Below are 14,372 nucleotides of genomic sequence, written 5' to 3'. Positions count from 1 at the left end.
AGCAATCAATATTAAGTCATAAATTATTCCGAGCTTTTATGCAGGGAAGATGTTTTTATTATGAAGTTGAACTAAAACATCGGAATAACTTATTCATCGGAATAATCGATTGCCCAAACTTGGTTTGGCTTTGTAATGGCTAGATTCCTGAGTAAATAAGGATAGATTTTATGCTTTAAGTTGCGTCTTGATAAATTGGGTTTTGGATACATTGCATAAATACCCATATCCGCCATACAGCGTTTTATAAATTTACGGCCAGCTTTAATGCCATCACCAGTTTCAAGCTTTGTTTCAAGCTTTATCTTAAGCTTTCTAACACCCAAATAAGGCATTCTGGTGTGCCAATAATCCAGGCGTTCTTTTACCCTGTTTTCATACTCCAGATTTTTTTCTACAGGCACATAGTACACACTGGTGCGGTTAACCTCTAAAAGGTTACTCTGTCGGGTAATGCTCAGCTTAGAGTGGACGTTTAGTAAACTTCTTCTCGTAATCAGGTCCAAGCATTTCAGCAGATTTTTTTTTTAGCCAGTCAACCTCGATTGTGAGTTGACCGACTTTTGCCAATAATTCATTGCGATCCTGTTCCATTTCTTTTTCTTTGGCTTTGCCTTCTTTAGCATCCCGGCCTTCGGAAAAGACCTTCGCTACATTACCAACAAATTCATTTTTCCAATTACGTAGTTGGTTGGGACTAATCTCGTGCTCAGAAGCAATTTCGCTGAGGGTTTTTTCCTCCCGGAGCATTTCCATCACAACTTTAGCTTTAAATTCAGGTGTAAATTGTCGTCGTTTCATATCTATTTAAACCTCTTGCTTTCTGGCAGATTTAACTGCCTTTATTATAGCAGATTCACTTAGATTTTAAAAATTGTGTCCGAATCCATGGGTTCATTATAGACTAAATTAAATCAGCATCAAAAAACGCAAAAAGAATCACCCCCCTTCAGGATGGTTCTTTTTTTATTTGTTAAAATTTGATAATAAGAAACTTTCAGTTAGTCATTAGGGCGTGGTCTATTGATGCTGATATAAATATCATATTGACGTATCATATAAATTGATATTTATATAAGAAACGTGTCATAAATAAATGATATCCTATTGAAACTAATTACAGTTAATGATATAATTATATCAAAAACTGATAAAGGAGTTGAAAATATGAAAGTTGGTTACATCCGAATAAGCACTGCAGAACAGAATGAAGCACGACAAGAGATTATTATGGACCAGTTAGGTGCGGAGCGTATATTCATTGATAAAATATCGGGTAAGGACACCAATAGACCTGCACTACAAGAGATGCTCGGTTTTGTTCGTAAAGGTGATGTCTTAGTTGTAAAGAGCTATTCAAGGCTTGCAAGATCGAGTGTAGACCTTCTAAAGATCGTTGATGGACTGAGTGAAAAAGGTGTGGGATTCATAAGCCAAAAGGAAAATATAGACACTACAACACCTCAGGGTAGGTTAATGTTAACAATCTTTGCTGGTATATACGAATTTGAGCGTGAGTGCATGTTGGAGAGACAAAGAAAAGGAATCGCAATAGCTAAAGGAGAGGGAAAATATAAGGGACGCAAACCAATTGAGGTGGATCAGTCAGCTCTCGAAAAAATATATTGTGAGTGGAAAAATGGAACGATTAAAGCTGTTGAAGCTATGGATAAACTAAATCTTACTAAGCCAACATTTTATCGAAAGGTTAAAGAATATGAGTGCAAAAATATTCTTTAATAAATCAAGGGAAGATTACAATAGTTATTTTCAGCTTGATTGGCTGCACAAATACAGGTGATAGTGCCTCATGAACAAATCCATATCAGCTAACAGCAGTGAATCAAAATGCCAATACCCCTGTAGATAGTAACGTAGTAACGTCTTTTATCGGAGAACTCAAAGTAACGTTCATTGGAAAACCCCTTTGATATCGCGATGTTTGTTTCTCCAATGTCGAAACAGGTAAAACAGTATGAGTGAACAAAACACAACTACTGCTACCAACATAATTATTACGTAAACAATACAAAAAAATTACCTAAATCGTAATTTTTTTAAGGCAATGAGAGGACATATCATATATAATGAAGGTGCAGTATAAGGACAATAAGATAAGAAAAATATGTAATGATCATAGTAAAGCTGTAAAAGAACTCGGCTTGCGCGTTGGAGATAGACTTCATGAAGTAATGGACTTCATTGAAAATGCTGAAATATTGCATGATGTTTCCCAGATACCGCCTTACCGACTCCACCCATTATATGGTGATCGATTAGGTACATTTGCTATTGATCTTATAAAATCAACGGGATTTCGTCTTATTCTTATACCGATCGATGATGAAGGAAACCCATTTGACACAAAGGACATAAATATAATTTATCGTTCATCGTCAACAATAATTCTCTTGGAGGTGACAAAGCACTATGATTAAAAATGAATACAAATCAAGCATCCTTATTCACCCAGGAGTACACATTAGAAATATCATAGAAGATATGGAAATTAATCAAGAAGAATTAGCTAAAAGATTAGGTGTAACTCCAAAAACAGTAAGTGAAATTGTGAACGGGAAAGCAAATATTTCTAATGAAATGACTCAAAAATTAGCTACTATGCTTGGCACATCTGTTGGCGTGTGGATTAACTTGCAAAAAGCTTATGATGAAAAAATTATTGAGCAAAAAATTCAAGATGAACTGGAAAATGATAAAGAAGTACTCGCTCTTCTCGATATGAATTTTTTCATCAAATCTTTGAAGATTATTGAAAAAGGGTTGCATAAACATAAAAAAATTGAATTTTTAAGAACATATTTTGGGATATCTAGTCTTCAGCAATTAAAAAGTAAAGATTTGTTAGTTAACTGCAGGAAATCCGATTGCACTCCTAATGAAGTGAAAAATATTGTTCCAATCAACGCCTGGGTGCAAACTGCCATCAATTTTGGTAAAGATATCCAAACTCATTCTTATAACAGCGCTCTGTTGAAAAGCTATTTGCCTGAAATCAGAAGTATGACAAAACAGGAACCAACTATTTTTCTCCCCCGTTTAACTGATATTCTTAAAGAGTGTGGCATTGCTTTTGTTGTTCTTCCCCACTTAAAAAATTCAAAAATTAATGGAGCTGTTCGCTGGGTCTGCCCAGAAAAGGCCATTCTTGCCATCAATGCACGAGGAGCGTATGCTGATTTATTCTGGTTTACTCTTTTCCACGAATTAAAACATGTATTTCAACATAAGACAAAAGATACTTTTTTAAATTATTTTTCTGATGGCATTCTTGATGCTGTAAATCAAGCATTAGAAAAAGAAGCGGATGAGTTTTCACAACAAACGCTAATCCCACCTTCTAAATATTTAGATTTTATTCTTGTTAACAACTTCTCAAGAAATGCTATTGTAAGTTTTTCTAGTAGCATAAACATTCATCCAGGAATCGTCGTTGGACGTTTACAACATGACAGTCATTTAAGATTTAATCAATACTTATCCTTAAAAGAAAGATATGCAATTGTTGCATAAATAAAAAGCAGCCGCTTCTTTGTAATCTAAAATAGACGACTTTTGTTTGGTATTATCATTTTTGTTAAAGAATAATCGATTTAGGAGCTGATATTTTGGAGAAGAAAAAATCTACTGATTTTAATATTTACTATCTTAATTTTACCAAAGTCTATGAAATTGCCATGATGATTAATAATGTCATACTTACTACTATACAGAGAGATCAAACTAAGAGCTTTGAGGAACAGTACGGCTTCACGTCATCAGTTTCTGCACAAGGTACAAAAGCTTTCTTAGATGGGATTAAAGCATCTATTTCTGCGGATGCACGCGAAACTACTTTTTCATCGTCCAAGGTAATTGAGACATTAGATGTTAAAACAACAAAATCAATATTACTTCGTAGAGTAATTGAACAGTGTGCCTGCATTAAAACTTTCAATGATAACAGTGAAGGTGATCTGGTTAAGCTTGACAGTGTAAAACTTGAGTTGTTAGACGAAGATAGTTTGCGATCATTCCTTGTCTTACGCAGAGATGCTTTGAAAGGCGTCCGTATTGAGGGAATGGAAGTAAATAACTTAATTAGTTCTATGTTGCAAGATTACGCTTATATTCTAAAAGGTTTAGTAGTCGATAAATCAAACGATACTGAAGCAGAAATAATTATTAAAATCCCTTTAGAAATTCAGACAGAATTTGAAAATAAATATAACATCAATGATCTACTAATTGGTCATGTGTCTATAGTGGGGGTTTATAAAGGTATAGTTTCACAAGAATTTATTTCTTCTAACACATTTACATATCTTCAAGAAATTGGCATGAGGCAAAACACTGAAAACACATCTAAAATCATAAAAAGCTCTATACAATCTGAGGTTATCAAAACCAAAAAAGAAGGTAATCAAAACCAATACTATTTTGTGGATGTTCTTGCGATAATTCAAGATGTTGCATTTAATTTTGAAGAACCTAAAATAACGAAACTTCATTGGTGGAATAAGATTGGAATTTGGCTTAGTAAGTTAAGGAGGAATTAATTATGACACAGTTTACTTTGTATACATATGCCTCATTAACTGAACTCCGAAAGCTTCAAGAGGTAAAAGATGTTTTTCCGTTTATTTTTGCTGAAACAATGAACATTTTAAAGGAAGAACCGGATTCAATTATTGACATTACTGCATTAATATATATCCTGCGTGTTAACCAAGAAAATTTATATACTGCCAACATCAATCTTCGCGAAATGACGGAAGATACAAAAATTATCGTTGAAGAAGCGTTAGCGACTGAAGCTTTGTCAGCTTTCCCACATTTGTTTTCTATTCAAGAGTCGTTGTTTGATATATGTGACACTGAAGCAGATGCAACAAGTGAGTTGTCTCCGTACTTGCGTCAACCAGTATACATATATCATAACACAAACGATCTAGATAAGATTATCCATTACTCTAATGAGAATAGTATCCCTATAACTACTTTTTCACATGTTTCAGGCAATATTAATTCAGAAGTAGAGAAATTTACTCAATCAACAGAATTAGCTCTTTTAGATTTTACATCAGTTATTTATGCAATTGAGGATAACAAAAATTTGATATACTCAGTAGAATTATTTATTAACCATTTTCGAAACCTAAAAGTTATCGTTTTGACAGCACAAGCAGATAGAGTATTTAAATACTTCCCATTATATTTTGATGGGCATAAGCCTATTCACGATATATTGCCTGCACTTGAAGATACACTGACCACTTATGAACAAGACTCAGATTTAAAAAAGATAACAACATTAACTGATCTTGAGTTTTCAAAATTTGCTGATGCTTTCTCTCAAAATTTAATTGGGCATAATAATTTTAAAGATTGTTTTTTCTATAATCTGAAAAATTTTAGAGCCTTGAATATGGTTAAAGAACAAAGCGTGTTTTCGGTATTTCTTTTTGGAGCATCTGGAATTGGTAAAACGGAGGTGGCTCGGTTATTGGCTGCAGGTCTACTCCCAGATAGCTATCTTGCAAAAATTAATTTTCAAAACTACAGTAGTCAAGATGCACTCAATAGTCTAATTGGTAGTCCGGCTGGTTATATAGGGTGTGAACATGGTGAATTAGGTGATAAAATAAAAAAAAGCAAAATAGGAGTACTACTTTGTGATGAGTTTGAAAAAACTACGCGACAAGTATTTTCATTTTTTCTCGAGTTATTAGAAGAAGGAAAATTTACAGATTCTATGGCTAGAGAATATTATCTTGATGGATATGTTATAATTTTCACATCTAACATTAAAAATGAAGCTGAATATAAAAAAGTCATTCCAACTGAATTACAAACAAGATTTGATCTTGTTTGTGAGTTTTTAGAGCCATCTTATATAGAAAAAAAAGAGTTTTTAGATCTTTTATTGGAGCATGCTCAATTGAAATTTGTTGAAAAATTTTCTAAAATACAGATGACAATGCCAGAGAAAGCAGAATTATATAATTTTAGTTACATAAATATCCACGCGCTACGTGATATAAAGCGTGTATTTAATCAACGTCTAATGGATTATTTTACGTCAAAAGGAGTCTAACTTTAATTGAGGTGATTTTGTGTAGTGCCATTCAATTGCTTGCTATTGATTTGGACATTTATAACATATATAACAGGTTCTATTGACTTGAAAATTATAACCCACGTGTTGGGGATTATTTGGGGATTGTTTGTAAAAATTAACTGTATTTTATGGTTTTTTTGCTTGAAATATTAAACGTAAAATTCGAAGAATGGCATATTATTGGGGATTATAAGCAATGAATAAGATGGGCAAATAAGAAGTAACATATTCGTAAGCATATGTAATGCCTGTTCTCTTGTCAGTTTGAAATATGATCGCTGCCATAGTTGATCTCCATTCCTCGTTACGTTAATTGCAATATAACGAGGATAGGCAAAAACACCCTTCTTCAAATGAAGAAGGCAGAAACCAAAACCCGATAAAGGACAAGCCGCCCGGTAAACGCGGACGACAGAAAAAATGGAATCTATAGAATGGACACTGAAAAGTCTATTCAAATAGGTTCTTTTTTTAATCAAAAAAAATGATAAAGAAATAGAGTACAACCTGCATTCCTGGAAACACGTAACGAGGAATTTTGAAAACCCTTTATACTAAAGGCTTAGAGGGACTTTTTAATGTCATACAGCCTCGTTATGTTAAAACCGCATAACGCGAGGAAAGCATCCCTTATTGATGCGGGTTACAGGCATTATCGTTACGTTAATCCGTGAAGGTAGGGTACCATGATATTTTGAAAAAAACTTGAATAAATGGATGATATTTTGATAATAGTTTAACAAAAAGGGTAAAATATTAGACAAAGAGAAAACCTGAACCTCTTTTAGGACAACTTGCTCTGGGTGGAAAAATGGTTTTACCCGTAGGGCAGACCGGACACCAGGAGTTGCTTTTAGTACTAAAGGATCAATCCGGGAATATAAAATATGACGAAATGCTTGTTGATACACGCACAAGACTATTCACCAGTAGAATTTTCGAATTTCAGGCAAGTTAAAATAAAAAGGGTCATTTAAAAATTTTTAAAAAGCTTAATGAAAAAAATAGATGGAGGACCATGACTTATGACTAATGAAATTTACGACACATTAATTGGAAAACATTCAAAAGCGACACAGGAAACATTAATTTGCGAAAACGAAGAGAAAGCCAAACAAGTAGCAGCGTTAATCAGTGCTAAAGAGCAAGCAGAAACGGCAAGTTTGGTTATGAGTAAGGCTTTGAAATACAATCGCGGTTTAATCGAAGCGAGCCTGGACCCCCTCGTAACCATAGGACCCGACGGTATCATTACAGATGTGAATAAAGCAACAGAAAATGTCACTGGGCTTCCCAGAGAAAAGCTGATTGGGACTAATTTTTCAGCTTATTTCACTGAGCCTGATAAAGCGCAAGCCGGATATGAAAAGGCATTTAGCGAGGGTGTGGTATTTGATTATGAACTTGCACTTAAGCATATCAGCGGATACACGACCCCTGTTTTATATAATGCATCAGTATACAGAGATGATAAAGGTTTAATCATTGGGGTATTCGCAGCAGCAAGAGATATTACAGCCACTCTCAAAGCCAATAAAGAACTCACTTATTTAAAGAATAATCTTGAACTATTAGTTAAAAAAAGGGTTGAGGAGTTAGTCATTGCCAATAAAGAACTCGCCTATTTAAAGAATAATCTTGAACTATTAGTTAAAAAAAGGGTTGAGGAGTTAGTCATTGCAGAAGAAGCATTAAGATCGAACGAGAGACAATTGATGGATATCATTGAATTTCTACCGGATGCGACCTTTGCCATTGATATGACCGGGCATGTCATCCTCTGGAACAAGGCGATTGAAAGAATGACAGGAATTCCTGCCTCGAAGATGATCGGTAAAGGCGACGACGCTTACTCAATCCCGTACTACGGAGAAGCGCGCCCGGTATTGGTGGATTTAGTCTTTAAAAGTGATGAGGAGATTATGGTCCGATATCCCAACCTCACCCGTGAAGGAGACGCCCTCATAAGTGAAGTGTATTGTCCTGCTCTTTACAATAATAAAGGGGCATGGATTTTTATCAAGGCCTCACCTCTCCATGATCAGGCGGGCAACATGATCGGTGTGATTCAGAGCCTTCGGGACATTACGGAGACTAAGAATACAGAGGAAGCATTAAGGTCAAAACAGAGACAATTGACGGATATCATTGAATTTTTGCCGGATGCAACCCTTGCCATTGATACGACCGGGCATGTCATCCTCTGGAACGAAGCAAATGAAAAAATGACGGGAATTCCCGCCTCGGGGATGATCGGTAAAGGCGACTACGCTTACGCAATCCCGTATTACGGAGAGGCGCACCCGATATTATTGGATTTAGTCTTTAAAAACGACGAGGAGATTATGACCCACTATCCCAACCTCACTCGTGAAGGAGACGCCCTCATAAGTGAAGTGTATTGTCCTGCTCTTTACAACAATAAAGGGGCATGGATTTTTGCCAAGGCCTCATCTTTCCATGATCAGGCGGGTAACATGATCGGTGCGATTGAGAGCCATCGGGATATAACAGAGGCTAAGAATGCAGAGGAAGAGAAAGATAAACGGGCTGCCGAACTAGTCATTGCCAATCAAGAACTTACCTTTCAAAATGCTGAAAAAGAGGAACGTGCTTTAGAGTTAACTAAAGCGAACAACTATCTTAAAATGAGTTTGATCAGTTTTAAGAAATTGACAGAAGCCGCCATTGGAGCGATTACAATCATTGGTGAAAAAAGAGATCCCTATACTGCCGGGCACCAACAAAGAGTGAGTAAACTTGCCTGTGCAATTGCCAAAGAAATGGGATGGGATGAGTCATTCATCGAAGGCATTAGAATTGCCGGATTATTGCACGATATTGGGAAGATTGCCATTCCCATCGAGATATTAAGCAAACCCGGAAAACTCAGTGAGGATGAGTTTCGATTAATAAAAGTACATCCCAAAGCCAGTTATGATATTTTAAAAGATATTGAATTTAGCAGGCCCATTGCGGATATTGTTTTGCAGCACCATGAGCGGCTGGATGGAAGCGGCTACCCCAATGGATTGAAAGGCGATGAGATTTGTATGGATGCCCGAATACTCAACGTTTCTGATGTTGTGGAAGCCATGAGTTCATACCGACCTTATCGACCGGCTCTTGGACTAGACAAAGCATTAATCGAGATACATGAACATAAAGGTACACTGTATGACGAAATGGTTGTTGATACATGCACAAGACTATTCACCAGTAGAATTTTCGAATTTTAGGCAAGTTAAAATCAAAAGGGTCATTTAAAAATTTTTTAAATGTTTAATGAAACTAAAAAATAGAGGGAGGGCCATGACTTGTGACTAATGAAATTTACGACCCGTTAATTGGAGAACATTCAAAAGCGACACAGGAAACATTAATTCGCGAAAACGAAGAGAAAGACAAACAAATAGCAGCGTTAATCAGTGCTAAAGAGCAAGCGGAAGCGGCAAGTTTGGCTACGAGTAAGGCTTTGAACTACAATCGCGATTTGATCGAAGTAAGCCGGGACCCCCTTGTAACCATAGGACCCGACGATATCATTATAGATGCGAATAAGGCCACAGAAAATGCCACTGGGCTTCCCAGAGAAAAGCTGATTGGGACTGACTTTTCAGCTTATTTCACTGAACCTGATAAAGCACAGGCTGGATATGAAAAGGCACTCAGCGAGGGTGTGGTATTCGATTATAAGCTTTCACTTAAGCATATTAGCGGGCGTACGACTCCTGTTTTATATAATGCAACGGTATACAGAGATGATGAGGGTAAAGTAATTGGGGTATTCGCAGCAGCAAGAGATATTGCATTCATTCAGAATGCAAAGAATGAACTCACCTATTTAATGAATAATCTTGAACTATTAGTCGAGAAAAGGGTTGCGGAGTTAGTCATTGCCAATAAAGAACTCGCCTTTCAAAACGAAGAGAAGGAAAAACGGGCTGCGGAGTTAGTCATAGCCAATAAAGAGCTCGCCTTTCAAAACGAAGAGAAAGATAAACGGGCTGCCGAACTAGTGCTTGCCAATAAAGAACTCATCTTTCAAAAAGGAGAGAAAGCAGACAGGGCTGCAGAGTTAGTCATTGCCAATAAAGAACTCACCTTTCAAAAAGAAAAAATACATGAACTGAATAATCAATTGGAATATCGCGTCAGCGAGAGAACGGCTCAACTTGAATCTGTGAACAAAGAGTTGGAAGCACTATCTTATTCCATATCGCATGACTTAAAGGCACCTTTAAGGCATATGGCAGGGTATGTTTCTCTTTTAGTAAAGAAATACAATGACTTACTTCCGGAAGAAGGTCATCACTACCTCGATATGATTTCTGTTTCGGCCCAGAACATGGCAGAATTAATTGAGAGATTACTCCAATTTTCAAGGAGTGGCAGAATAGAGATGAATCAAAAATTGCTCAGTATGAATGAAATAGTGGCTGCTTTGATTCAGCCAATCAAAGAGCAGGCCATCGAACACTGGATAGAATTCAATATTGAACCGATGCCTCTGGTTTTTGGAGATCCTGATATGATCAAATCGGTATGGAGCAATCTTATTGAAAATGCCGTCAAATTTTCCAGAAAAAAAGATTTAACAAAAATATCCATTGGGGCAGAAGAAAATGAAAATGATATTGTGTATCATATAAAAGACAATGGAGCGGGTTTCGATATGAACTACACATCAAAATTATTTAAGGTGTTTCAGCGCCTGCATTCTCGTGAGGATTATGAAGGCACCGGCATAGGGCTGGCAACCGTTCAGAGAATTATCGCACGACACGGCGGAAAGATCTGGGCCGAAAGCAAAGAAGGCGAAGACGCAACCTTCTATTTTACTCTGATTAAAAGAAAGGAAAGTGAAAAGACATGCTAATGAATGCGATTCTTTACGTTGAGGACAGCCCCTTGGATATTGAGCTGACTCTGGAAGCCATAAAAGAAAATAAAATTGCAAATCCCATTGTTGTGACCAATGATGGGGTGGAAGCACTGGAGTATTTAAGATGCGAAGGTTTCTATAAAGACAGAAAACCCGGAAACCCCATTTTGATCTTGCTTGATTTGAAAATGCCGAGAATGGATGGTCTGGAATTTTTGTCCATTGTAAAAAAAGATGAAAAGTTCAAGCGTATCCCTATTATTATGCTGACAGCCTCCCGTGAGGAACGGGATTTAGTCAAAGGGTATGACCTCGGCGTAAACGCCTATGTTGTAAAGCCTGTTGATTTTGAATCCTTAATCGAAATAGTTAAACATGTTAACTCATTTTGGATAAGTATTAACGAATCGCCATTGGAATGAAGGTGAAATTATGAATCATATCAACAACGGAAAGGACCGATTGGAAATCCTTTCTCTGGAAGATTCACCGATGGATGCGGAACTGATTTATGAGCATCTGCGTGAAAATTATGAATCGGATATTAATATGGATATTGTGATGAAGGAAGAAGAATTTGTTTCTGCACTATCCTTAAAAAAATATGATCTGATTTTAGCTGACTTTATGTTGCCCGATTTTAATGGGTTTGCGGCATTAGAGCATGTAAAATCAATATGCCCGGCGACACCGTTTATTTGTGTATCTGGTTTTATCGGGGAAGAAACAGCCGCGGAACTTCTGAAACAGGGTGCCACCGATTATGTTGCCAAAGACAAAATGGGTCGGCTGGTATATTCCATAGAAAGAGCTTTAAAAGAAACAAAAGAAAAGGAAGAGAAAGAAAAACGGGCTGCCGAGTTAACTCGGGCGAATGCCTATCTCAACAATCTCTTCAACTATGCCCATGCGTCTATCATCATTTTGGATCCCCAATTACACATCACACAAATCAATCCCGCATTTGAACTTCTCATCGGTAAAAGCGAAAAGGAAATTCTCGGAAAATCCGTTGATATGCTTTGTCCAGACAAACAGGCAACCAAGGCAATCAATTATTTTAAGAACTCTCGGAAAGATAATCCCTGGGAAACCCTGGAAATCGAAGTCATCCATAAGGACGGCTCCGTGCGCACTCTTTTATGGAACGCGGCCATTGTTTTCGATTCGGATGGGTTAACCCCACTGTCAATCATTTGTCATGGCCTGGACATCACAGACAGAAAAAAATCAGAAGAATCAATTCATTATTTAAGTTTTTACGACCAACTCACCGGAATCCATAATCGTAGATATTACGAGGAGGAAATAAAAAGACTTGATACAAAACGAAACCTGCCTTTGACCCTGATCATGGGTGATGTCAATGGGTTGAAACTTGTTAATGATGCTTTCGGACATGCCATGGGTGATGAGCTCCTTAAGAAAGTGGCGGAAGTGATGAAAAAGGGATGCCGCGCTGATGATATCATTTCCAGACAGGGAGGGGATGAGTTTGTTATTATCTTGCCTGGGACCAATAAAACTGAAACAGAGAAAATTATTAAGCGAATGAAAGATTTGTCATCAAAAGAAAAAGTAGGGGGTATTGATATTTCCATTGCCTTTGGATATGCAACAAAAGAAAATGAGGAAGAAAATATTCAAGATATATATATAAAAGCTGAAGATCGTATGTATCGAAACAAACTAAATGAAAGTCCAGGCATCAGAAGTAAAACAGTCGGACTCATCATGAAAACCCTCTATGAAAAAAGCAGCAGCGAAGATCGGCATTCAATCAGGGTGGGTGGGATTTGTGAAGCAATTGCAGTCAGAATGAATTTTGACAGGGCCGCTGTTAATCAGATCAAAACAGCAGGTCTGATGCACGATATCGGAAAAGTAGGCATTGCTGATTACATTCTGAATAAACCTCGAGATTTAACGTCGGATGAATGGGATGAAATTAAGAAACACCCTGAAATAGGTTATCATATACTCAGTTCAGTCAATGAATTTTCGGAAATAGCCGATTATATTCTACAACATCATGAACAATTGGATGGGAAAGGCTATCCGAAAGGCCTGAAAAGCGAAGATATTTCATTACCAGCAAAGATTATTGCCATTGCTGAAGCTTTTGATGCAATGACCAGAGATTGGACGTTTAAAAAGGCATTAAGTGAAAAAGAAGCCGTCAATGAACTCAAACGATGTTCCGGTACCAAGTTTGATCTTGATATAACACGTGTATTCATCGAAAAAGTTTTAGGGATTACTATTAAGGATACTAACGTAATTAACTATGTAAAATAAGTTAAGATGCTTTCAAATAGGTGGGTTAGATATTTTCAACTATATTTATAGATCACCTTGGAAGTATAGACTCTGTGATCAATTCATTTCCAGTGGGAAAAGTATTTTTTCCAAAACAGACGTCAACCACCAATACGTTTAAAGACTTTGTAACGGCAGTCAAGAATAAGGGATTAACTTTAACGGTACCAACTGTTGGCGATACCTTTAATATCGGTGAGGCCACGGTTACTATCCGGGCACCAAACGGCACCGGATATGAAGACGCCAATGATTATTCCATTGTTGTAAAAGTGACCTATGGGAATACATCATTCTTATTAACTGGAGATGCAGAAGCGGTTTCAGAAAGCCAGATGGTATCAAAGGGTTTGGATTTATCAGCTACTGTCTTAAAAGTCGGGCATCACGGCAGCCGAACATCCACAGGAGACAGTTTCTTAGATAAAGTCAATCCTAAGTTTGCTGTCATAAGCGTGGGTAAAGGGAATAGCTATGGACATCCGACACAGGAAGTGATGAACAGACTGCAGGCCAGGGGTATACCGGTTTATAGAACGGATGAGAATGGAACAGTTGTTGCTACCAGCAATGGGACTGATGTGACGTTTAACACAAGTCCGGGAAGTTACAACGGTGCATCATCGGAGTCAATCGAAAGTACAACATCTCAATCAGCATCAGTACCAGAGCCAGTTCCGGTTGCTGCACCAAGTGAAGATCAGAGCATAACGGTCTACACCACGAATACCGGAACTAAATATCATGTTGATGGATGTTCCTATTTAAGTAAAAGTAAAAGTAAAATTCCAATTAGCTTAGGTGATGCTAAAGCAAAAGGATTGACCCCATGCAGTAAATGTCAGCCACCACAGTGAGAGGAGATATGCTATGAAAGTAATAATTGACAGATTCGAAGGCAACTTTGCAGTATGTGAAAAAGAAGATCGGAAAATGATTGATATTGAGAGAAATAAAATTCCCAGTTCAGCTAAAGAAGGGGATGTGCTTGATATAACAAATGATCAAATCACCATTGATTTCAAAGAAACGGAGAAAAGAAAAAAAGAG

At 37.0% G+C, this 14,372-nt stretch carries 13 protein-coding genes and 1 pseudogene; 12 read left to right on the top strand and 2 right to left on the bottom strand.

The window, feature by feature from the left end; genetic code table 11:
- Window positions 1–89: 89 nt before the first annotated feature.
- Together VIK44_RS05025 and VIK44_RS05020 are read right to left on the bottom strand one after the other, a co-directional pair.
- Window positions 90–506, bottom strand: coding sequence for a hypothetical protein (locus VIK44_RS05025; RefSeq protein ID WP_331552750.1), 417 nt, complete (start codon window positions 504–506; stop codon window positions 90–92).
- Entirely contained in the window at window positions 463–801 is a 339-nt protein-coding gene (locus VIK44_RS05020; RefSeq protein WP_331552749.1) for a transposase, read from the bottom strand. The genes VIK44_RS05025 and VIK44_RS05020 overlap by 44 nt, the downstream gene beginning before the upstream one ends.
- A gap of 366 nt (window positions 802–1,167) precedes the next feature.
- Between VIK44_RS05020 and VIK44_RS05015 the strand changes: the two genes are divergently transcribed.
- The 12 genes and pseudogenes from VIK44_RS05015 to VIK44_RS04960 form a co-directional block, all read left to right on the top strand.
- Window positions 1,168–1,740, top strand: a complete 573-nt coding sequence (locus tag VIK44_RS05015; RefSeq protein ID WP_331552748.1) for a recombinase family protein — start codon at window positions 1,168–1,170, stop codon at window positions 1,738–1,740.
- Between the two features lie 347 nt (window positions 1,741–2,087).
- Window positions 2,088–2,438 (top strand): hypothetical protein, encoded by a 351-nt coding sequence (locus tag VIK44_RS05010; RefSeq protein WP_331552747.1) that lies wholly within the window; start codon window positions 2,088–2,090, stop codon window positions 2,436–2,438.
- A complete protein-coding gene (locus VIK44_RS05005; protein ID WP_331552746.1) occupies window positions 2,431–3,531 on the top strand; it encodes a HigA family addiction module antitoxin in 1,101 nt (366 codons plus the stop codon). Before VIK44_RS05010 ends, VIK44_RS05005 begins: the two co-directional genes overlap by 8 nt.
- A 95-nt stretch (window positions 3,532–3,626) precedes the next feature.
- Window positions 3,627–4,556 carry a hypothetical protein gene (locus VIK44_RS05000; protein ID WP_331552745.1) on the top strand — a complete coding sequence of 310 codons (930 nt, stop codon included), beginning with the start codon at window positions 3,627–3,629 and terminating at the stop codon, window positions 4,554–4,556.
- 2 nt (window positions 4,557–4,558) lie between these two features.
- Window positions 4,559–6,094: an AAA family ATPase gene (locus VIK44_RS04995; RefSeq protein ID WP_331552744.1), complete on the top strand. Its 1,536-nt coding sequence runs from the start codon at window positions 4,559–4,561 to the stop codon at window positions 6,092–6,094.
- Window positions 6,095–6,896: 802 nt separating this feature from the next.
- Window positions 6,897–7,076: pseudogene (locus VIK44_RS04990) on the top strand (hypothetical protein); the annotation flags it as partial.
- 67 nt (window positions 7,077–7,143) lie between these two features.
- Window positions 7,144–9,357 carry an HD domain-containing phosphohydrolase gene (locus tag VIK44_RS04985; protein WP_331552743.1) on the top strand — a complete coding sequence of 738 codons (2,214 nt, stop codon included), beginning with the start codon at window positions 7,144–7,146 and terminating at the stop codon, window positions 9,355–9,357.
- Window positions 9,358–9,437: 80 nt separating this feature from the next.
- Window positions 9,438–10,997, top strand: a complete 1,560-nt coding sequence (locus tag VIK44_RS04980; RefSeq protein ID WP_331552742.1) for a PAS domain-containing sensor histidine kinase — start codon at window positions 9,438–9,440, stop codon at window positions 10,995–10,997.
- Window positions 10,997–11,425 (top strand): response regulator, encoded by a 429-nt coding sequence (locus VIK44_RS04975; protein WP_331552741.1) that lies wholly within the window; start codon window positions 10,997–10,999, stop codon window positions 11,423–11,425. The genes VIK44_RS04980 and VIK44_RS04975 overlap by 1 nt, the downstream gene beginning before the upstream one ends.
- A 10-nt stretch (window positions 11,426–11,435) precedes the next feature.
- Window positions 11,436–13,301: an HD domain-containing phosphohydrolase gene (locus tag VIK44_RS04970; RefSeq protein ID WP_331552740.1), complete on the top strand. Its 1,866-nt coding sequence runs from the start codon at window positions 11,436–11,438 to the stop codon at window positions 13,299–13,301.
- A 29-nt stretch (window positions 13,302–13,330) separates the two neighbouring features.
- Window positions 13,331–14,179, top strand: coding sequence for a ComEC/Rec2 family competence protein (locus VIK44_RS04965; RefSeq protein ID WP_331552751.1), 849 nt, complete (start codon window positions 13,331–13,333; stop codon window positions 14,177–14,179).
- 13 nt (window positions 14,180–14,192) lie between these two features.
- The coding region (locus VIK44_RS04960; RefSeq protein WP_331552739.1) for a DUF3006 domain-containing protein at window positions 14,193–14,372 on the top strand (180 nt) is incomplete at its 3' end.

It is taken from the genome of Acetobacterium sp. (assembly GCF_036508315.1).
GTDB lineage: Bacteria > Bacillota > Clostridia > Eubacteriales > Eubacteriaceae > Acetobacterium.
The sequence above is the reverse complement of the archived record's forward strand: the minus strand, read 5'-3'. Positions and strand labels throughout refer to the sequence as shown.

Bases quoted from the DNA above. Each gene is read 5' to 3' on its own strand.
- VIK44_RS05005 (WP_331552746.1), top strand. From the start codon at position 2,431: ATGATTAAAAATGAATACAAATCAAGCATCCTTATTCACCCAGGAGTA.
- VIK44_RS05015 (WP_331552748.1), top strand. From the start codon at position 1,168: ATGAAAGTTGGTTACATCCGAATAAGCACTGCAGAACAGAATGAAGCA.
- VIK44_RS04975 (WP_331552741.1), top strand. From the start codon at position 10,997: ATGAATGCGATTCTTTACGTTGAGGACAGCCCCTTGGATATTGAGCTG.
- VIK44_RS04970 (WP_331552740.1), top strand. From the start codon at position 11,436: ATGAATCATATCAACAACGGAAAGGACCGATTGGAAATCCTTTCTCTG.
- VIK44_RS05010 (WP_331552747.1), top strand. From the start codon at position 2,088: ATGAAGGTGCAGTATAAGGACAATAAGATAAGAAAAATATGTAATGAT.
- VIK44_RS05020 (WP_331552749.1), bottom strand. From the start codon at position 801: ATGAAACGACGACAATTTACACCTGAATTTAAAGCTAAAGTTGTGATG.
- VIK44_RS04985 (WP_331552743.1), top strand. From the start codon at position 7,144: ATGACTAATGAAATTTACGACACATTAATTGGAAAACATTCAAAAGCG.
- VIK44_RS04995 (WP_331552744.1), top strand. From the start codon at position 4,559: ATGACACAGTTTACTTTGTATACATATGCCTCATTAACTGAACTCCGA.